At 68.0% G+C, this 20507-nt stretch carries 16 protein-coding genes; 9 read left to right on the top strand and 7 right to left on the bottom strand.

Annotated elements, in window-relative coordinates:
- Positions 1-120 precede the first annotated feature (120 nt).
- Positions 121-1335 (bottom strand): replication initiation protein RepC, encoded by a 1215-nt coding sequence (gene repC / locus E2E27_RS06580; RefSeq protein WP_141458227.1) that lies wholly within the window; start codon positions 1333-1335, stop codon positions 121-123.
- A 343-nt stretch (positions 1336-1678) separates the two neighbouring features.
- A complete protein-coding gene (locus tag E2E27_RS06575) occupies positions 1679-2320 on the bottom strand; it encodes a TetR/AcrR family transcriptional regulator (RefSeq protein ID WP_141458226.1) in 642 nt (213 codons plus the stop codon).
- Between the two features lie 101 nt (positions 2321-2421).
- On the opposite strand from E2E27_RS06575, the gene E2E27_RS06570 reads away from it, so the two are divergent.
- Genes E2E27_RS06570 through E2E27_RS06560 form a run of 3 tightly spaced genes read left to right on the top strand, consistent with a single transcriptional unit; the run spans position 2422 to position 8273 of the window.
- Complete coding sequence (locus E2E27_RS06570) at positions 2422-3588, top strand: efflux RND transporter periplasmic adaptor subunit (RefSeq protein ID WP_141458225.1); 1167 nt, start codon at positions 2422-2424, stop codon at positions 3586-3588.
- Positions 3589-3591: 3 nt separating this feature from the next.
- On the top strand, positions 3592-6834 hold the full coding sequence (locus E2E27_RS06565) for a multidrug efflux RND transporter permease subunit (protein ID WP_141458224.1): 3243 nt from the start codon (positions 3592-3594) through the stop codon (positions 6832-6834).
- A complete protein-coding gene (locus E2E27_RS06560; protein WP_141458223.1) occupies positions 6831-8273 on the top strand; it encodes an efflux transporter outer membrane subunit in 1443 nt (480 codons plus the stop codon). Before E2E27_RS06565 ends, E2E27_RS06560 begins: the two co-directional genes overlap by 4 nt.
- 84 nt (positions 8274-8357) lie before the next feature.
- Here the strand turns inward: E2E27_RS06560 and E2E27_RS06555 are convergent, their stop codons facing one another.
- The 5 genes from E2E27_RS06555 to E2E27_RS06535 all read right to left on the bottom strand — a co-directional run bounded on the left by E2E27_RS06555 (position 8358) and on the right by E2E27_RS06535 (position 14003).
- Positions 8358-9551: an ABC transporter permease gene (locus E2E27_RS06555; protein WP_141458222.1), complete on the bottom strand. Its 1194-nt coding sequence runs from the start codon at positions 9549-9551 to the stop codon at positions 8358-8360.
- Complete coding sequence (locus tag E2E27_RS06550) at positions 9551-10261, bottom strand: ABC transporter ATP-binding protein (RefSeq protein WP_141458221.1); 711 nt, start codon at positions 10259-10261, stop codon at positions 9551-9553. The genes E2E27_RS06555 and E2E27_RS06550 overlap by 1 nt, the downstream gene beginning before the upstream one ends.
- Positions 10258-11559, bottom strand: a complete 1302-nt coding sequence (locus E2E27_RS06545) for an efflux RND transporter periplasmic adaptor subunit (protein ID WP_141461636.1) — start codon at positions 11557-11559, stop codon at positions 10258-10260. The genes E2E27_RS06550 and E2E27_RS06545 overlap by 4 nt, the downstream gene beginning before the upstream one ends.
- A 5-nt stretch (positions 11560-11564) precedes the next feature.
- Entirely contained in the window at positions 11565-12968 is a 1404-nt protein-coding gene (locus tag E2E27_RS06540) for an efflux transporter outer membrane subunit (protein WP_141458220.1), read from the bottom strand.
- A gap of 423 nt (positions 12969-13391) precedes the next feature.
- Positions 13392-14003 (bottom strand): TetR/AcrR family transcriptional regulator, encoded by a 612-nt coding sequence (locus E2E27_RS06535; protein ID WP_141458219.1) that lies wholly within the window; start codon positions 14001-14003, stop codon positions 13392-13394.
- Between the two features lie 104 nt (positions 14004-14107).
- Here E2E27_RS06535 and E2E27_RS06530 point away from each other — a divergent pair, with 104 nt between their 5' ends.
- Genes E2E27_RS06530 through E2E27_RS06510 form a run of 6 tightly spaced genes read left to right on the top strand, consistent with a single transcriptional unit; the run spans position 14108 to position 20352 of the window.
- Positions 14108-15100 (top strand): 3-oxoacyl-[acyl-carrier-protein] synthase III C-terminal domain-containing protein, encoded by a 993-nt coding sequence (locus tag E2E27_RS06530; protein ID WP_199799095.1) that lies wholly within the window; start codon positions 14108-14110, stop codon positions 15098-15100.
- A complete protein-coding gene (locus E2E27_RS06525) occupies positions 15097-16107 on the top strand; it encodes an NAD-dependent epimerase/dehydratase family protein (protein WP_141458217.1) in 1011 nt (336 codons plus the stop codon). Before E2E27_RS06530 ends, E2E27_RS06525 begins: the two co-directional genes overlap by 4 nt.
- Positions 16104-16958: an MBL fold metallo-hydrolase gene (locus E2E27_RS06520; RefSeq protein WP_141458216.1), complete on the top strand. Its 855-nt coding sequence runs from the start codon at positions 16104-16106 to the stop codon at positions 16956-16958. Before E2E27_RS06525 ends, E2E27_RS06520 begins: the two co-directional genes overlap by 4 nt.
- Entirely contained in the window at positions 16945-18183 is a 1239-nt protein-coding gene (locus E2E27_RS06515; RefSeq protein ID WP_141458215.1) for a cell division protein FtsA, read from the top strand. Before E2E27_RS06520 ends, E2E27_RS06515 begins: the two co-directional genes overlap by 14 nt.
- Positions 18176-19336, top strand: coding sequence for an ATP-grasp domain-containing protein (locus E2E27_RS18695; RefSeq protein ID WP_181443610.1), 1161 nt, complete (start codon positions 18176-18178; stop codon positions 19334-19336). The genes E2E27_RS06515 and E2E27_RS18695 overlap by 8 nt, the downstream gene beginning before the upstream one ends.
- Entirely contained in the window at positions 19336-20352 is a 1017-nt protein-coding gene (locus E2E27_RS06510) for a Rieske 2Fe-2S domain-containing protein (protein WP_181443609.1), read from the top strand. Before E2E27_RS18695 ends, E2E27_RS06510 begins: the two co-directional genes overlap by 1 nt.
- The last annotated feature ends 155 nt before the right edge of the window (positions 20353-20507 follow it).

Here is a 20507-nt window from a genome sequence, read left to right as displayed (position 1 = left end):
TAATTCTATTTTCCCCGCCGAGCCCTTGTGCCGTCCTGGTTTCCACCTGCCATATCGGACTGGATTTCCCGTTGAGACCGCCCCGGCAGGGGGCGCAACAGGCTGATAAGCGGCACCTGGTCATTGCTCGGCCCCCGTCATGCGATGTCCACGATCTTCTCCGACAAAGGTCCGGAGAGCTGCCTGACAGGCCATCGCGAAGCTCTGCCCGGCGTCCTGGCGGGATGGAGCGACTTCGAACGGACGGTCAGGCACGCTCCCACCCGCAAAGCCCTTTGCAGCCGCGATCATGGGCGCGAGGCTCGCGGTATTGCGCATCAGCCCGGCCAGACATTTCCTGCCTGATCGGGCGCGGTATCGGTGCTCTGCCGGAAGCCGCGCGTTGCGGTCGATGATGAGCACCGACAGCGCCGCTCGCTCGCGCCCCATCCGGTCGCAGGCTGCAGCCCACGCGGGTTGGGAGATGCCATGCCAGAGGCACGCGATGGCCGACGCTTCGACAATGTCTGGCCAGCCCGGTGGCTGCGTGGATGGCAGCAGAGCCCGATAATCGTCGCTCGCAAGGCTGGCGGCCATAGCTGGCGTGATCTCGGCTGACCGATCAGCGTCGCTTTGCGCGGCGGGCGCGCGGGTACAGTTTTTCGATGAGTCTTGGATAGGTATATTGGGTGCGAAGATTTCTTCCGTCCGGACGGAAGATTTCGTGTCACCAGACGGAAGATCCAGCTGCACCAGCAGCGCCTCCAGCGACGCTTTCAGGGCCTCCAGTTTCTCGATGGACTCGATGCGGGACACGCGGCCCCGGGGCAGAATGCGATCTGCTTGCTCGACGGCCTCCACCGCCTCGCTTGCCCTGATCTGACGACCGAGCATGACCACCTCATGCCGCAGTGAAGCCACCGCACGCTCATGCAGCTCCATGGCGTCAAGCCGAGCCTTCCAACGGCCATAGCCATCGATGACCGGACGAAGGCTGATCCCCGCAAGGCTGACGATGACGCCGTCACTACGCTGGCCGCTGCGGCGCGCATGCGGAACATGGGTCCGCTCAATGAACCCGCCGCGCTTCAGCTCGGCTTCGGCGTTGTGTAGGACCTTCGTTGAAATCCGCAGCGTCTGCGCTGTGGTCTGCGGTTGCTCCCATACGCCGCAAATCTTGCCAGGCTCAAAGTCGGACGACCGGCAGCCGAGCAGGTAATGCTTCAGGACGCGCACCGCGGTCGCCGACAAACGTTCCTCGCGGCGAGACCCCGGCGCGATCTTTTCGATCAGATCAGCGAGGCTGAAGTGGGTAACGCCTGGCGGCAAGCCACCATGGGCCAATGAGGCGCTCATTTTGCACCTCCGGCAAGGTTTGCCCTTGCACCCGATTCTTCGGTCGCGTAAATGAGAGAAATAGCCGCAACGCTATTGAAATGACCGCTGTGAAGGGTGCCAGCCCTTCCGGCGGTTTTTCGTAGGCGGTCTGGCGGCCTGCCTACCGGCTTCCCAACGCGGTAATTCCGACCAGACATGCGCGTTTCCGAGGGCCTCAAAGTGCCCGCTCGTACAAATCGCGTACAGTCAGCCCCGTACAAAAGGCAAATTCTACAAAGAAAACATCTGACTATCTGATTTGGCTGGCTCCCTTCACACGGGTGGGGTCACAGGTTCAATCCCTGTCGCGCCCACCATCTTTTCAATGACTCGGGATAGATGGTGCCGGCTCCGGCGAAAGACCCGCTGCCCTCGCGAAGAAATCGGTTCTTTCGTGCAGCCGCTCGGGCCATTGGCTGATTGCCGTGCCGTGGCTGATCGCTTGCGTCTGCAGGTCGCTGACGAAAAGTCCCATGAACATCTCGGCGAGGAATGCGGGCTCGCCGGTCATTTCCGTGCCTTCTGCCTGCCACCGCGTGAACAGGGCTGCAACGGCATCGCGGGTGCGGTTGGCGGTGCGTTCGAAGAACTGCCGCGCGAATTGCGGATCGCTGATGCTCCGCGCGATCACGATCCGGACCAGAGCGATCACATCGGGTTCAAGAAAATGCCGGTGAAGCCCTTCCGCCAGCCGCCGCAAGGCTTCTGCAGGGGGTAACCCGGAATCTTCGGCATCCCGGACGAGCGCCTCTCCCGACGCCGCGGTTTCGCGAATCACCGCCTCGAGCAGACCGTCCTTGTTGCCGAACAGCTTGTAGACCGTCGTCAGGGAACCGCCCGCGCGCCCGACGATTTCAGCAAGTGTCGTGCGTTCGTAGCCTTGTTCGAGGAAAAGCTGGTGGGCCGCACGAATGATCGCGGCCCTGCGCCGGTCGATCCGCAAGCGGTCGGACGAGACTTCCATGATTAATACGAACTCCGCAGGCGGGCCATGATTGACAATGGTGTAACGCTGATTACACGTTCGCAACTGCAAAAAAACTAACAAATGAAAGACCTCTCCCGATGAAGCGCATCTGCACCGGCATTGCCGCCTGCTTACTGGTCGTCGCGTGTTCAGGTGAACAGGCACCGCCCGCCCCGCAGCCAATCCCGGTGCAGACCGTCACCATCGCCAGCCAGTCGATCCCCAACGTCATCGAGCTGCCGGGCCGGGTCGAGCCGGTGCGTCAGGCCGAGGTGCGTGCGCGGGTCACCGGGATCGTGCAGAAGCGGCTCTACACCGAAGGCACCAATGTTTCGCAGGGCCAGCCGCTGTTCCTGATCGATCCGCGCGAGCTGCGCGCCAGCTACGCCCAGACCAAGGCTGCACTCGACCGCGCGCGGGCGACCGAGCGCAACGCGCGTGCCGTGGTGGAGCGGTACAAGCCGCTGGTCGCGGAAAACGCCATCAGCAGTCAGGAATATGATGCCGCGCTGGCAACCGCGCGCGAGGCCGAGGCCAATGTCGCGCAGATCCGCGCGCAGCTGGAAGCCGCCAACCTTCAGCTCAATTACACCACCGTGCGCGCGCCGATCGCGGGGCGCGCAGGGCGGGCAGAGATTACCGAAGGCGCGCTGGTGAGCCAGACCGAGGGCACGCTGATGACCCGGATCGAGCAGACCGCGCCGGTCTATGTCAATTTCGCCCAGTCGGCGAGCCAGGTTCTGGCAATCCGCCGGGCGATCAGCGCGGGCGAAGTGGTGCTCGATGAAGATCAGCGGGTCGAAGTCCGCCTCACCTTCACTGACGGCACCGAATATCCCATCCCCGGTTACATCAACTTCCTCGCCTTTTCGGTCGACGAGGAGACCGGGACGGTCGGCCTGCGCGCCGAATTCCCCAATCCCACCGGGCTGCTGCTGCCGGGCGAATTCGTTCGCGCCAAGCTCTTCGTCGGCGAGCTGAAGCAGGGTATTGTCGTCCCGCAGCGCGCGGTAACGCTGTCCGAACAGGGCGGCTCGGTCTTCGTGATCGACGCCAAGGGGCTGGTGGCTCCGCGCCCGGTGAAGCTCGGCGCGCTGGTCGATGGCAATTGGATCGTCGAAAGCGGCCTGAAGGCGGGCGATGTGGTGATTACCAGCAACCTCCAGAAATTGCGCCCAGGCGTGCCGGTGAAACCGGTCGACGCTGCCAGCAAGGCCAAACCCTCCGCCGCGCCCAAACCTGCCCCACGCAGCGGGGCGCGCTGATCCATGCCGCGTTTCTTCATCGATCGCCCCATCTTTGCCTGGGTGGTGGCGCTGGGCATACTGCTCGCCGGCATCATCGCGCTCAGAGCCCTGCCGATCGAGCAATATCCCGAGGTCGCCCCGCCTTCGCTGACAATCAGCGTCGTCTATCCCGGTGCCGATGCCGAGACGCTCGAACAGAACGTCACGCAGGTGATCGAGCAGCAGCTCAACGGGGTCGAGGGGTTCCTCTACATGGCCTCGTCGAGCGCCTCGAACGGCACGGCCAGCATCACGCTGACCTTCGAAGCAGGCACCGATATCGACATCGCGCAGACCGAGGTGCAGAACCGCCTCAGCACGGTCGAGGCGCGGCTGCCCGAGGAAGTGCGCCAGCAGGGGATCACCGTGCGGCAGGCCAATGCCGGGTTCCTGCTGATCGTGGCGTTGACCTCCGACAATGGCGATCTGACCAGCACCGATCTCGGCAATATCGCCTCAAGTCAGGTGATCGACGAATTGCGGCGCGTGCAGGGCGTGGGCGACGTGACACTGTTCGGCTCGCCCTATGCGATGCGCATCTGGCTCGATCCCGATGCGCTCGCCTCCTACAACCTTTCGCCCAGCGCGGTGCTGGCTGCGATCCGGGAACAGAACGCGCAGATCGCGGGCGGATCGATCGGCGCCAAGCCGCTCGCGCCCGGGCAGCAGATCACCGCGACGATCACCAGCGAAGGCCGGTTCCGGACGGTCGAGGAGTTCGAAAACATCATCCTGCGCGCCAACACCGGCGCCGCGGTCGTCCGGCTGGGCGAGGTCGCGCGGATCGAGATCGGCGCGCAGAGCTATGCCACCTCCACCACGCTGAACGGCGCGCCGATGGCGGGGATGGCGGTGCAATTGGGCACCGGCGCCAATGCGCTCGCCGCCGCAGAGGGCGTAAAGGCGCGCATGGCCGAGCTCGAATCCGGCCTGCCGAACGGTGTGAGCTGGTCGATCCCCTACGACACCACGCCCTTCGTCCAGGCCTCGGTCGACGAGGTGATCAAGACGCTGGTCGAGGCGATGGTGCTTGTTTTTCTCGTCATGTACCTGTTCCTCCAGAACTGGCGCGCGACGCTGATTCCGACGCTGGTCGTGCCGATTGCGCTGGCGGGCGCCTGTCTGGGCCTGTGGCTGTTCGGCTTTTCGATCAACGTGCTCTCGCTGTTCGGCATGGTGCTGGCGATCGGCATTCTGGTCGACGACGCCATCGTCGTGATCGAAAATGTCGAGCGGATCATGCGCGAAGAGGGCCTCCCCCCGCTGGAGGCGACGCGCAAGGCGATGGGCCAGATCACCACCGCGATCATCGGGATGACGCTGGTGCTGATCGCGGTGTTCGTGCCGATGGCGTTCTTCCCGGGCTCCACCGGCGGGATCTACCGTCAGTTTTCGGTGACGCTGGCGGTCGCGATCTTCTTTTCGGCGTTTCTCGCACTGTCGCTCACGCCCGCGCTGTGCGCGACCTTCCTCAAGCCGCTGTCCGGCGAGGGGCATGGCGGCCCAGCCCCCGCGGACCCCGTCGCCGAGCCTGCGCCGCAGCCGGCAGGCTGGCGCGGCCGGCTCGCGCAAGTGCGCGCCGCCACCGGGCGTTTCCTTGGCAAGTTCAACGTCTGGTTTGCGAAGATGGAGGGCAAGTATGATTCTTCCAACGCGCGCATCCTGTCGGCCCCAAAGCGCGGCCTTGCCGTCTTCCTCGCGCTGGTTGCGGTCACCGTGCTGCTGTTCGTGCGCCTACCGACCGCCTTTCTGCCGACCGAGGATCAGGGCTTCCTGATCACCGCGGTACAGGCCCCTCCCGGTGCCACGCAGGAGCGGATGGACGAGGCGTTGAAGCCGGTCACCGATTTCTGGATGGCGCAAGAGGAAGTGCGCAGCCTCGTGGTGGTGCGCGGCTTCAGCTTCTTCGGACAGGGCCAGAACAATGCGCTGATGTTCGCCTCGCTCAAACCGTGGGACGAACGTTCCGCTGCCGAGAGCAGCGCGGGCGCGCTGTTGGGACGGGCGATGGGCGTATTCATGCAGAACGACGGCGCGACCGCCTTCGTCATCCAGCCCCCGGCGATCCAGTCGCTCGGGCAGGCGAGCGGCTTCACGCTCAAGTTGCAGGATCGCGGGGGGCTGGGGCGCGAGGCGCTGATCGCCGCGCGCGACCAACTGCTGGGCGCGGCCTCGCAAAGCCCGCTGATTTCCAATCTCAGGCCCGAAGATCAGGGGCCGAGCCCCGAACTCAAGATCAATGTCGACCGGGTGCAGGCCCGCGCGCTGGGGCTCTCCATGACCGAGGTGAATGCCGCGCTCTCGATTACCTTCGGATCGGCCTATGCCAATGATTTCAACCGCGAAGGGCGCGTGTTGCAGGTGCTGGTGCAGGCCGATGCGCCGTTCCGCATGACGCCGGACGATGTGCTGGCGCTGCGCATTCCCAATGCCGTGGGCGAATTGGTGCCCTTCGGCGCCTTTGCTACGGCGGAATGGTCCGCCGCGCCGGCCAGCCTTGCGCGCTACAACGGCTATCCGGCGATGACCCTGTCGGGGATGGCCGCCGAGGGCGAATCCTCCGGCGCGGCCTTGGCCGAGATGGAGCGGCTCGCCAGCGAGCTTCCGCAGGGCATCGGCTACGAATGGACGGGCGTGTCCTATGAAGAAAAGCAGGCGGGCGGGCAGATCGGCCTGCTGCTGGGCCTGTCGGTCGTCGTCGTGTTCCTCGTGCTGGCGGCGCTTTACGAAAGCTGGACGATCCCGCTCGCCGTGCTGCTGATCGTGCCGATGGGCGTGCTGGGCGCGGTGCTGTTCTCGATGCTGCGCGGGCTTTCGGCGGACGTCTATTTCAACGTCGGCCTGATCACGATCATCGGCCTTGCCGCCAAGAATGCGATCCTGATCGTCGAATTCGCCATCGAGGAAGAAGAAGAACGCGGCGTCTCCCCGCTTGAGGCAGTGAAGGCCGCTGCCCGGCTGCGGCTGCGCCCGATCATCATGACCTCGCTTGCCTTCGCGATGGGCATGGTGCCGCTGGTGCTGGCGAGCGGAGCGGGTGCGGCCAGCCGGATCGCGGTGGGCACGGGCGTGCTGGGCGGGATGATCGCGGCGACCGTGCTCGGCATCTTCCTGATCCCGCTGCTCTACCTCACCATCCGCCGGATCGGCCGCAAGCCTGACGACACGGACGAGGCATCCGCGCCGCCTTCGGACCTGCCACGCGACGGGGAGCCCGCGCAATGAACCGCCTGATCCCGCTTGCCCTTGTCCCGGCCCTGCTGTCCGGCTGCGTCAATCTGGCGCCGGACGATACCCGCCCGGCCTTGGCGACTGCGCCCCGCTTCGATCCCGCCTACCGGCCCGATGGCACGGTGGTCGCATCGCAGCTGTCCTACCAGGCGTGGTACCCTGATCCCCGGCTTCAGGCCCTGATCGCCACGGCGCTGGAAAACAACCGCGACCTGATGGCCGCCACCGCCCGAATCGAACAGGCCCGCGCGCAATACCGCATCGACGACAGCCGCCGCCTTCCCTCCCTGGTCGCCACGGCCAGTGGCACGCGCACGCGGCAGGCGACCGCCGGCAACCCGGCCTTCGGTGCCGGAGCGGGTGGCGACAATCTGCCCACCTCCTTCACCTTCAACCGTTACGACATCGGGGTCGGCGTTAGCGCCTTCGAGCTCGACTTCTGGGGGCGGGTCAAGAACCTGAGCGATGCGGCGCGGGCGAACTACCTCGCCTCGGTGGCGACGCAGCGCGCCTTCTACCTCTCCCTGATCGCGGACACGGCCACGACCTATTTCGAGATCATCGAGACCGAGGAACAGATCGTGCTGGCCGAAGCGACCGCGACCAGCCGCCGGGATGGCCTCAAGATCGCCAAGCTGCGTCTCGATGCCGGGGTCACCTCGGCCTTGCCCTATCGTCAGGCGGAGACGCTGCTGACTCAGGCCGAACAGCAGCTTGCAAGCGAACGGCTGGCGCTGGCGCAGTTGCGCAACCAGCTGGCGGTGCTGGTGGGCGGAACCGTGCCCGAAGCCTTGCCGGAGGGACTTACGCTCGAAGCTCAGGCTGACGATCGCCGGCTCGCCGCCGGGCTACCGTCCGAACTGCTGCTGGCCCGTCCGGACATTATCGCCGCTGAGGAACAGCTGCGCGCGGCGCGGGCCAATATCGGTGCGGCACGTGCGGCTTTCTTTCCTTCGATCTCGCTGACGGGCAATGCCGGGCTGACGTCCAGCAGTCTCGGCAATCTGTTCGATACCGACGGCTTTGGCTGGAGCTTTGGGCCATCGATCTCGCTCCCGATCTTCGATTTCGGCGCGCGCGAGGCCAATCTCGATCTCGCCAAGGCGCTGGAGGTCGAGCAGGTCGCCAATTACGACCGCACGGTGCAGCAGGCTTTCCGCGAAGTGTCCGATGCGCTGGCGGGCCGCGAATACCTTGCCCAGCAGATCGCGACGCTCGAACGCGCGCGCAACGCGCAGGTCGAAATTGCCCGCATCGCCCGCGCGCGGTATCGCGAAGGCGTGGCCGATTACCTCGAAGTGCTCGATGCCGAACGCAACCTGTTCAGCGCCGAGCAGCAATTGCTCGCCACCCGCCGGGCATGGCTCCAGAACCGCGCGACCCTGTTCGTGTCGCTCGGCGGCGGCGCGGGCGCGGGTGACAGGGGCGGCTGACCGCCCCCCGAAACGCCTGCGCGAAAGGCGGGGCACGATCGGGCTGCTCCGGCGCGCCATCGGCGGCCCCGCCCCGCGCGCGCCCTATTCGTGCCGCAGCGCGTCGATCGGGTCGAGCTTCGAGGCGCGGCTGGCCGGGTAGTATCCGAAAACGATCCCCATGATCGCGGAAAACACGAAGCTGACGATGTTGATGGTCGGATCGAACACGAAGGGCACCTCGATCGCTGCGGCCAGCGCCAAGGATGCAAGGAAGCCCAGCCCGATCCCGGCAAGCCCGCCGAGCGCGCACAGCACCACCGCCTCGGTCAGGAACTGCAGGCGCACTTCGCGTGCCAGCGCTCCGATCGCGAGGCGGATACCGATCTCGCGGGTGCGTTCCGTGACCGACACCAGCATGATGTTCATGATCCCGATCCCGCCCACCAGCAGGCTGATCGATGCGATGATCGCCACCATCGCGGTCAGCGCGCCCGTCACCGCACCCAGCGCCTGATTGATCTGCGCCGTGTCGATGATGTTGAAATCATTGGGCTCGTCGCCCTGTAGCAGGCGGCGTTCGCGCAGCAGCCCGACGAGCGAGTCCTGGATCGCCGATGCGGCGTAGGACGCATCATACTTGACCACGAAGTAATCGAGATTGTCGTTGCCGCGGAAGCGCCGCTGCACGGTCTTCAGGGGCATGTAGATGACATCGTCATCGTCCTGCCCGCCCCCCTGGCCGCGCTCCTCCATCACCCCGATGACCTCGCACGAGATGTCGGCAATCCGCATCCGCGCACCGACCGGGCTGGAGCCAACCGGGAAGATCGCCTCGCGCACCTTGAGCCCGATGATACAAACGTTCTTGCCCGCCGCTTCCTCGTCCCGAGTGAAGGCGCGGCCCTCTCCGATTGTGATCGTCTGCGCTTCGAGCAGGGGGTTGGTGCCGCCCTCCACCCGCGTGTCCCAGTCCTGCCCGTTGTAGAATGCGGTGCCGCTCGCCCCTACGCCCCCCGCCGCCAGCTGGACGCCGGCAATCTGCTGTTCGACCGCGCGCACATCGGCCTCGTCGAAGGGGCGGATGGTGCCGCGCGTCGTGCGCACGGGGAAGATGATGAAATTGCTCGCACCAAGCGACGAGATTTCCTCCTGCACCGAAGCGGTCACGCCATTGCCGACCGTCACCATCGTCACCACCGCGCCGACGCCGATGATGATGCCGAGCGTCGTCAGGATCGAGCGCAGGATGTGCCGCCGGATTTCGCGCAGCGCGAGGAGGATCGAGGTGCCGAGCATCAGGCCCCCTCCTCCACCAGCGCCCCACGCTCGATCCGTTCGACCAGCCCGTCGCGGAAGCGCACGATGGTGCCGGCATAGGCCGCCATGTCTTCCTCGTGCGTGACCATCAGAATGGTGATGCCCTCGCCGTTGAGCCGCTGAAGCAATTGCATGATTTCGACCGAGCGTTCGGAATCGAGGTTGCCTGTGGGCTCGTCGGCAAGCAGCACGTCGGGCTCGGTCACCAGCGCGCGCGCGATGGCGACGCGCTGCTGCTGGCCGCCCGAAAGTTCGGCCGGAGTGTGATCGGCCCAGGGGCCCAGCCCGACCTGATCCAGCGCGCGCATCGCCGCCTGACGCCGCGCCGCCTTGCTCTCGCCGCGATAAAGCAGCGGCAGTTCGACATTCTCCAGCGCGGTGGTGCGCGCCAGCAGGTTGAAGCCCTGAAACACGAATCCGAGATAGCGCCGCCTGAGCAGGCTGCGCTGATCGCGGTCGAGCTTTTGCACCTCCACCCCGCGGAACCGGAACACCCCGCTGGTCGGCACGTCGAGACAGCCGAGGATGTTCATCGTCGTTGACTTGCCCGACCCCGAAGGCCCCATCACCGCCACGAACTCGCCGCGCGAAATCGTGAGGTCGACACCCTTCAGCGCCTGAAACGCCGCCGCTCCGGTGCCGAAGGTCTTGGTAATTCCTTCCAGCTGGATCAGCGGCTCGCCCGTCATTGTGCTGCCGCCTTGACCGCGGTGACGACCTTCATGCCGGGCTTCAGTTCCTTCGATCGCACCACGGTCAGCCGCCCGTCGCTGCGACCGGTGATGACCTCGATCGCCTTCAGCTTGCCGTCGGCCTGCAACACCTGCACCTGCTGGCGGCTGCCTTCGCCGATAGTGGCCTGCTGCTTGCCGTCTTCCAGCCCGATCTGCGGATTGAAGACTCCGCCGGCTTCCTCGGCCTTTTCGTCCGGACGGAAGCGCAGGGCCGCGTTGGGCACCAGTAGCGCAGTGCCGGTGTTCTGCGTCTCGATGGTGGCGGTCGCGGTCATGCCGGGGCGCAACAGACCCTCGGGGTTGCGGACATCGAGCCGCGCCTCGTAGCTCACCACCGAACTGCCAGCCGCCGCCGCCGCGCCGCCCGCAGAACCTTCGACCGTGCTTTTCGAGGCGAGGTCGACCCGCTGCAACGTCGCCGGGAACCGGCGGCCGGGATAGGCATCGACGGTGAAGGTCGCATCCTGCCCCGGCTTGACCTGCCCGACATCCGCCTCGTCGATGGCGACGCGCAGCTGCATTTCCGACAGGTCCTCGGCAATCACGAACAGTGTGACGGTGTTGAAGCTGGCGACCACGGTCTGCCCCGGCTCGACCCGGCGGGCGAGCACCACGCCGGTCACGGGCGCGCGGATCACCGCACGGCTGCGGGTGGTGAGGTTGGCCTTGAGCGAGGCTTCCGCCGCCTCGATATTGGCGCGCGCCGAGGCGAGCGAGGCGCGGTCGCGCTGCACCGCGGCCTCGGCCTGTTCCAGCTCGATCTGCGAGGGGACCTGCCCGCCGGACAGCCGCCGCACTTCCTCGAGCCGTTTCAGCTGCACCGTGTCGATATCGAAAGTCGCCTGTGCCTGACCGAGTGCGGCGCGCGCCGCATTTACATTGGCGCGCGACTGGGCGATCTGCTGGTCGATGATCTCGGTGTTGATCACCGCGATCACCTGTCCCCGTGTCACGCGGTCGTTCACGTCGACCAGCACCGAATCGAGCGGCCCGGTGACTTCCGCACCCACTTCGACCTGGTTGGTCGGGCGCAGGTTGCCCGTCGCCGTCACCGACAGCGCGAGCGAGGCCTGCGTCACGGGCTCGGTGATATAATCGGGCCCCGGCGGATCGGCGGTGCAGCGCGAGACGATCAGCACCAGCACGATCAGGATCAACGCGGGCAGCCAGTATTTCATCCACCGCCGCCAGCGCGGGCGCGGCTTGGTGCCGAGGAATTCGTCCATTTCCGGCGCCTCGTCGGATTTGCGCATGTCGATCACGTGCCGGGCTCCCCTGCCGATGGATTGATGGCCGCCCCCTCGGGCACGGACCAGCCGCCGCCCATCGCCCGGGCGAGCGCGATGAAGGCCTGCGCGCGCGAACCTTGCGCGCTCACCAGTGCGGTGCGCGTGCTGAGCAGCTGGCTTTCGGCAACGAGCAGCGTCTGGAAATCGATCAGCCCCGCCTGATACTGGCTGCGCGCCAGGATCGCGGCGTTCTGCGCGCCCTCGCTCGCCTCGATCAGCGCGGCGACGCGGGTGTCGCTGGCATCGAGATCGACTGCGGCGCTCTCGACCTCCTGAAGCGCGGCGAGAATGCTCTGCCGCCAGAAGGCGAGCGAGCCGTCGGCATTGGCACGCGCGGCGTCGATCTGGCTGCGCGCACGCCCGCCGTCGAAGATCAGCTGCGACAATCCGGCAAAGACGTTGCCGGTGACGAGGTCGAACAGATCGCCCACATTGGTGCCGCCGGTGCCGATCGTGCCCGTCAGCCGCGCGAAGGGCAGCAGCTGCGCGCGTGCGACACCGACGCGGGCGAGATCGGCGGCAAGCTGCGCCTCGGCGGCGCTCACGTCCGGGCGGCGGCGCAGCGTGTCCGCGGGCGCGGCGATGGTGACGCGGGCGGGCGGCACGGGAACGGCGCGCGGGCTCTCGGTCAGGGCGGCATAGACCCGGCCCGGCGGCTCGCCGATCAGGGTCGAGATGGCATTGGCGACCGCGACGAGATTGCTTTCGAGCTGCGGGATCGAGGCGGCGGTCTGCGCGCGCTGGGTGCGCGCCTGCTCGACATCGAGGCTCGCCACCAGCCCGGCCTGATTGCGCCACCGCGCGATCTGGAGATTGTCATCCTGCACCGCCAGCGTCTCGCGCGCGATGGCGAGCTGTTCGGCCAGCGCGCGGGCCGAGACCGTCTGGCTCGCCACCTGCGCGGTGATCACCCGCTCCAGATCGCCGAGCGAATAGCCCGCTGCCTGCAAGTCGCCGCGCGCGGCATCGCGCGATGCGTCGATCCGGCCGAACAGATCGGCCTCCCACTGCACATCGGCGCCAACCGAAAGCTGCACCCCGTCGCGCGCCAGATCGCCGACATCGCGCTGCGCGCCGCCGCTCGCCGTGACCGAGGGGAGAAAACCCGCCTCGGCCTGCCGCAGCCCGGCACGCGCGGCCCGCAGGCGGGCGGCGGCCTGCGCAAGATCGAGGTTCTCGGCCTGCGCGCGTTCCACGAATTCGGCAATCAGCGGATCATCGAGCATCGCCCAATAGCGATCGAGCGCAACGGTGGCCTCGCCCGGCGGGGCGAGCACCCAGCGATCGGGAATGGGCTGAACGCTCGCCATCGCGGGCGGCTCGGCGCGGGAGATGGCGCAGCCGCCGATTGCGGGGGTCAGGGCCGCCAGCATCGCCGCAGCACGGCAAGCCTGCGCGTATCGCCGGCCCGAAGCTCCATCCCGATGACGGTCACGATCCAAATTGCGCCCCCTTCTGTCGTCGAAGGCCGACCTGTGCGATGCGATCCACACCCGGTCAGAACTGCGACAGTTGCCCATTGGGTAGCGGCTGGAGCGGCCCCGCACAACGCGCATTCGTCGAGACAGCTTGTGCCACTGTCGATGAAAAGACTGATAAGACGAAATTTCTGCGGATCGAATGTCGCGACCCTCCACCGGCGGACGCGAACCACGCCGGTTGCAATTCACCCGCGAGAGGTGAAGGTCTCGGCGCGTAAACCGCAGGACCACCGCCGAGAGCGTGGCTTCGGGCGTGACCTTCAGCGCCGGCTGCGGTGCCGCTCGTGTCGGCGTGGCTGGCGCCGGCGGGCGCGATCAGCCCCGGTGGGCCGAGAGCGCCTCGAACACCCGCGCCAGCGCCTGCCCGGCGGGATCCTCCTCGCGCATCAGGGCATAGCTGCCCGACAGCCACAGCGCGCAATGCCCGTGCACCGTGGCAATCAGCGAACGCACGAGGCGGCGGGTCGCGTCGGCATCGGCTGCGGCACCGCGCCCGAGCCAGCGCGTCACCTCGCGATCGACAATCCCGGTCAGCGCCTCGCGCGCGGCCTCGTCCTGCCTGGCAATGGCCTGCGAACGGTCGATGCGGTGATCGTAGATCGCCATCCACGCGTTTCGGTTCGCTTCGGCAAAGGCGAAATAGGCGCGCACGAGCGCGACGATCCGCGCCTCATCGTCCCCTGTCGCGCGAGCCAGCGCGGCTTCCAGCCCGTCGCTCCATGCGCGGAATGTCAGGCTGTTGATCGCGATCAGATAGGCATCGAGCCCGCCGAAGACATTGTAGATCGTCCCCACCGAATAACCCGCCCGCCGCGCCGCTTCGCGCGCCGAGAACTTCGCGAAACCGCGTTCGGCCATCAGCTCATGCCCGCAGGCGATCAGCAGGTCGCGCAGCTCATCAGGGGAGTGATCGGATCGGCGTCCCATTTTTCGGTTGATAAGGCATAAATTGAACGTTGTCTATTTTTTAATTGAACACTGTCTATTTGTGTGGGACTGTATGATCGAATCGCCGAGGGAGTGATGCCGTGTTGAGCAACTTCGCCATTGCCGGTTGGGGCGCCTATCGTCCGCGCGAGGTGGTCGCCTCGGCGACGCTCGATCGGCGCCACGGCCACGCGGAAGGCTGGACCGAGGCCGAGTTCGGCATCGCCGCCCGGCACATCGCCGCCCCTGACGAGACCACTTCGATGATGGCCGCCGCTGCCGCACGCGCGGCGCTGGACCGCGCCGGATGGAGCGACACCCCGCCCGATGTCATCATCGGCGGCTGCGGCGTGATGGAGCAGCCGATCCCCTCCACCGCGGTGCTGGTGCAGGACCGGCTCGGCCTGGGGCAGGCGGGCGTGCCGAGTTTCGACGTCAACCAGACCTGCCTGTCCTTCGTCGCCGCACTCGATGTCGCCGCGATGGGGATCGCCACGGGGCGCTGGAAGCGGGCGCTGGTGTTCGCCAGCGACATCGCTTCGGCGGGGCTCGATCCGGCGGTGGCCAAGACCCGCTCAATCTTCGGGGATGGGGCGGCGGCGCTGGCCATCGAAGCGTGCGACGATGGCACGCGCGGGCTGATCGGCAGCGCCAGCGTGACCCACGGGATGCACCACGCCCTCGCCCAGCTGCGCGCGGGCGGCACGCGGCTGCGGGTGGAGGAAGGCTACGACGCGCTGGTCGCGGGGTCGTTCTTCGAGATGAACCCCTTCGCGATCTTCAAGGCCGCCGCCAAGGCGCTGCCCGGCGTAATCGAAAGCGCTCTGGCGCAGGCCGGGGTGACGCGCGAGGAGCTCGCCTGCATCATCTGCCATCAGGCGAGCGCGCCGGGCGTTGCCCACATCAAGCGCCTGTTCGCCCCTGCGAGCGATCGCGTAATCGACCTGTTCCCCACCCACGGCAACCAGATCGCCGCCTCGATCCCGACGGTACTCGCCCATGCGCTCGAGACCGGGCGCGCAAAGCGGGGCGATGCGATCCTGCTGCTGGGCACGGCAGCGGGGATCAGCGCCACGGCGATGGTGGTCCGGCTGTGACGGCGCGGCGCATCCTGATTACGGGGGCGACCGGGGGGCTTGGCCGTGCGCTGGTACGCGAGGCGCTGGCACGCGGCACAAGCGTGCGCGCCACCGGCCGCGATAGCACGGCGGGCGCAAGGCTGGCGGAGGCCGGGGCCGAATTCGTCCGCTGCGATCTCGCGCAGCCCGATGCCGATCTGGCCGCGCTGCTGACCGCGTGCGACAGCGTGATCCACGCCGCTGCCCTGTCAGCCAGCTGGGGCCGCGCGGCGGACTTCGAAACCGCCAATGTCACCGCCACCCGGCACCTGCTCGATGCTGCGCGCGTGACGGGGGTCGGGCGCTTTGTCTTCGTCTCCTCGCCCTCGATCTTTGCGCGCATGGCCGACCAGACGGACATAGGTCCGGATGATCCTCCCGCGCCATCGCCGCTCAATGCCTATGCCCGCACCAAGCTGGCGGCCGAGCGGATGGTGCTCGCGGCTTCGGACGGGGGGCTGGCGACCTGTGCCATCCGCCCGCGTGCGCTGGTGGGTGACGGCGACCGGGTGATCCTCCCGCGTCTCGCCGCGCTCGCTCGGCGGGCGCGGATGCCCCTGCCCCGCGGCGGACGGGCGCTGATCGAGCTCACCGATCTGCGCGACGCCGCATGGGCGATTTGCGAGGCCGAGGCGCGCGCGCCCGCGATTGCGGGTCAGGCGATCAACATCTCCGGCGGCCGCCCTAGCGCGGTGCGCGATCTGGCGCTGAGTCTGGCCGAAGCGCTGGGCGAACGCCCGCAGCTGGTGAATGTCCCGCTTGCGGTCGCCCGCCCGATTGCGGCGGTCGCCGAGACGCTGGCCCGGCTTGCGGACACGCCGCAGGAGCCCGTGCTGACCCGCTACACGCTGGCGACGCTCGCCTATTCGCAGACCTTCGACCTTGCGCCCGCCCGCGCGCTGCTGGGCTACGAACCGCGCCACGATGCGCTCGCAACCCTGCTCGAACAGGCGCGCCGCCTTGCCGCCACAGGTGCCCCGGCATGATCCGCACCCGCCTCCGCTGGCTCGAACGCGGATCGTGCAGCCACCCGCAGGCGATGACGATCGGCGGCGGGAGCCTGTGCCCGGTCAGCTTCCCGGCGATGGTCGGGGTGATCCGCCACCCCTCGCGCGGGGTCTTCCTGTTCGACACCGGCTACGACCCCGCCTTCATCGCCGCCACCCGCCCCTTTCCCGAGCGGTTCTATCGCTGGACCACGCCGGTCCGCATCGGCCCACGTGAGGAATGGCGCGCCTGGCTTGCCGCGCATGACATCGCCGAGAGCGAGATCGCGGGCACCATCCTGTCGCATTTCCACGGCGATCATGTCGCGGGGATGGCGCACCTCGCCGACCGCCCGGTCTATTGCGCGCGCGCGGGATTGCAGCAGCTGCGCCGTCCGGGGCGGATCGCGCGGGTGCGGCAGGGGCTGCTCGCCGCGCTGGTGCCCGAAGCGGTGGACGCTCAGGCGCGGTTCTTCGAGGATGCCCCGGCGCACGCGCTGCCCTCCGCCTTCGCGCCCTTTGCCGAGGGGCGGGACATTCTGGGGGACGGATCGCTGCTTGCAGTCGAGCTGCCGGGGCACTGTGCGGGTCACTGGGGACTCGCGCTGATGCTCGAGAGCGGTCAGCCGGTGCTGCTTGCCGCCGATGCGGTCTGGTCGGGTCGCTCGATCGCCGAGCGCCGCCCGCCGCCGCGCATCACCACCGCGCTGCTGGGGGATACGCGGCGCTATCGCCAGACCCTCGACCTGCTTAGCGCGGCGGCGGCGAACAATCGCGAGCTGGCGATCCTGCCCTCGCATTGCGCCCACAGCGCGCGGGCCTTTCGCGGTGGGGACGATGACGCAGTCTAGCCGGATCATCGCCGCTTGGCTGCGCACGCAGATCGCGATGCGCCGCTCGTCCGCTGTCCTTGCAAGAGGGCGCGCGCGGGCCTGGGCCCAGTTGCAACCGGCGCTCACCCGCTGCCCGGCATTGGCGGAGCACGCCGGGCGTCCGTTCGACACCTTTCCGATCACCGACATCGCCGATCTGCGCCGCGATTATGGCGCGTGGAACAGCCTTGGCCTCACGGACAGCACCCTGCGCGCGATGGCCGACGCTGCAGAAGCGGGCGAGGATGCGGGGCCGGATGCGCTCTCGGCCGGGTGGTCGACCGGCAGCGGCGGCGGCGCGCGCGGGCTGTTTCTGGCGAGCCCGGAGGAGCGCGCCGAGTATATCGGCCAAAGCCTCGCCCGCCTGCTCCCCGCCAGCGCGCTGCTGCGCCGCCAGCGGATCGCGCTGCATCTGCGGGCGGGCAATGCGCTCTACAGCGATGCCGGGCGCGGGCGGATCGCCTTTCGCCATGTGCCGCTGTCCGCCGCACTGGATGAGACTGTCGCCGCGCTCGAAGCCTTTGCTCCCACCATCCTCATCGCCCCGCCCTTTCGTCTGCTGGCGCTTGCCGAAGCGGGTCTGCACCTGCCGTCGCTCCGCCACCTGTTCTGCGGTAGCGAGCCAATCAGCGCTGCCGAACGCGACCTGATCGCTGCGCGGTTGGGGCAGGCACCGCGCGCGATCTGGCAGGCGACCGAGGGGTTTCTGGGGGCCGAATGCCGCGAGGGGCGGCTTCATCTCAACGATCATGTCCTCGCCGTGGAGCTGGAACCCGTACCGCGCACGGCGGGCTTCCGCCCCATCATCACCGACCTGATGCGCCGCAGCCAGCCGATCGTCCGGCTGCGAGGCGACGACTATCTGGAGCTCGACCCGCGCCCCTGCCCCTGCGGCTTTGCCGGGCGGGTGATCCGTCCCATCGAGGGGCACGTCACCGACCTCTGGCCGGGCGCGCTGGGCACCGTCACCCCGCCGCAGATTGTCGCTGCGGTGGAAGCGGTGCTGGGTGCGGACTGGCGCTGGCAGGCGCTGGGAGTGCCGGAGCGGGCGGTGCTGCGAGTGGCGTCCGACTGCCCTGCCGCGCTGGCCGAGCGCGCTGCCTTCGCGCTCGAGGCCGCATCTGCCCGCCCCGTCGCCATCCGCCGTGACCTGCCCGAATGGGCCGGGCCCAAGCGCCGGAAGGTCGTGTGGCACCATGGCTAGATCCGTGCTCATCACCGGCGCGCGGGCGGTCGCGGCGCTCGATCTGGCACGCGATTTCGTCGCGGCGGGCTGGCAGGTGCACCTCGCCGACAGCTGCGTCTCGCGCATGGCGCGCTGGTCGCGGCTGGCGGCAGAGCACCACCTCTACCCCCCGCCCCGGCAGGAGGGCGAGGCCTTCCGCCGCGCGATTGCCACGCTGGTTGGCGAGAAGAATATCGATCTCGTCGTGCCGACCTGCGAGGAAGTGTTCCACCTCGCCGCTCCATCGCTCCGGCGGGCTCTTGGTGCGCGGCTGTTCGCGCCCGACCTTGCGACGCTGCGCCAGCTGCACGACAAATTCGCCTTCGCCCGCGCCTGCGACGGCTGGGGCCTCCCCGCGCCCGAGAGTCACCTGCTCGAAAGCCCTGCCGATGTGGCGCGCTTTGCCGGGGAGGCGAGCGAATGGGTGTTCAAACCGTGCTTCACCCGCTTCGGCGATGCCGCACTGGTTGACCCCGCGCCGCAAGCGCTGGCGCAGGTCACGCCCACGCCAGCAGCACCCTGGCTCGCCCAGCGCCGCATCTTCGGGCGCGAGGCGGCATTTTACGCGGTCGCTCATCATGGCGCGCTCACAGCCTTTGCCGCCTATGCTTCCGAATGGCGGCTGGGCGGCGGGGCGAGTTATGCCTTCGAACCGCTGGACGCCGGAGACGCGGCGGCGCTGCATGACCTTGCTGCGCGCCTCTCCTCCAGCGCCGGCCTCCACGGCCAGTTCGCCTGCGATGTGATGATCGACGCGCAAGGGTGCCCGTTTCTGATCGAATGCAACCCACGCGCCACCAGCGGCGTCCATCTGCTGACCGGCAGCGGCACACTCGCTCGCGCCATCGGAGAGGGTGTTCCCACGCCCCCGCAGAGCCATGCCCCGGCCTATCTCGGCCCGGCGATGGTGGTCTACGGCCTGCCACAGGCCTTTCGGGAGCGGCGGCTGCGGCCATGGTGGCACCTGCTCGCCACCGGGCGCGAGGCGATCTCGCGCCCCGGCGACCGCTGGCCGCTGGCGGGCGCGCTTGCCGATGCGGCGGGCTTCTTCCGCGAAGGTCGCCGCCATTCTATCACCACCACCGCGGCCGCCACCCGCGACATTGCCTGGAACGGCGAGGAACTGGACTGATGAGCTTTCCCCAAGCCGTGCGCGATGCCTGGCACATGGTTGCCCTGTCGCGCGATCTGCGACCCGGCAGCGTGCGCAAGGTTATGCTGTGCGATACCCCCATCGCCCTGTTCCGCACCGAGGCAGACATCGGCGCGCTGGTCGACCGCTGCCCGCACCGCAATTATCCCCTCTCCGAGGGCCGCGTGCATCGCGGCGCACTCGAATGCCCCTATCACGGGTGGCGCTTCGCCGCCGATGGCGCCTGCATCGCAGTGCCCGGCTGCCCCGCAGCCGCCACCGCTACCGACCCGCGCCTCAGTGCCGCTGCCCTGCGCGTCGCCGAGCGGCACGGCGCGATCTTTGCCACCCTGTCGGACAGCGCCCCCGCCGAGCCGCCCCTGCCGCCCGATTTCGGCAATCCCGACCTCGATCACTTCTGGTGGCAGCAGGGCACCTGGCAGGGCCGCGCCTTCGATGCGGTGGAGAACGTGATGGACCCGTTCCATACCGGCCACCTGCACCACGGCTTCATCCGCCGCCGCGACAAGCGTCTGCCGGTCGATCTGGTGGTGACCAGCCACGGTGACGGTATCGACATGGCGATCGAGCAGACGCAGCCCGATCTCGGCCTGATGTCCCGCTTTCTCGAGCGCGACCGGCAGCGCAGCGTCTCGCGCTACTATCCGCCCACCACGGTGCAGGCGCGGTGGGAGGGGGCGACGCGGCTGACCCTGTGCGTCACCGCGATCTTCACGCCTGCGAGCGAGGGCACCTTCACGCCCTTCGCGCGCTTTTCGACCCCCAAGGGCCTCGCCCCCGGCTGGCTCAAGCAGGCCGCGATCCGGCTGTTCCTTGCCCCGGTGGTCGCGCAGGATCGCAGGGCGCTTGCCCGCCAGCACGCGGTCATGACCCGCTTCGGCCACCCGCAATTCACCTCCGGCCCCGGCGACATCCTCGGCAACCGTCTGCACCGCCTGTGGCGCGGCGAGACGCTCGAGCCCGGGCAGGATGATCCCGTGGCGGCGGAACTATAGGGGTTTTTGGGTGAAGGGAACCCCGAAACAACCGTTTCAATATGGTAATGTTTAATTTTATAGGCAGAGAATAGCTAGATACCCCCACACATACCCCCAAACTCTAGCGCTAGGCGGCTGTTCAGCATCGAAGTCCGCCCGCAGGGCGAGGGCCT

The organism is Porphyrobacter sp. YT40, assembly GCF_006542605.1.
Classification (GTDB): Bacteria; Pseudomonadota; Alphaproteobacteria; order Sphingomonadales; family Sphingomonadaceae; genus Erythrobacter.
The sequence above is the reverse complement of the archived record's forward strand: the minus strand, read 5'-3'. Positions and strand labels throughout refer to the sequence as shown.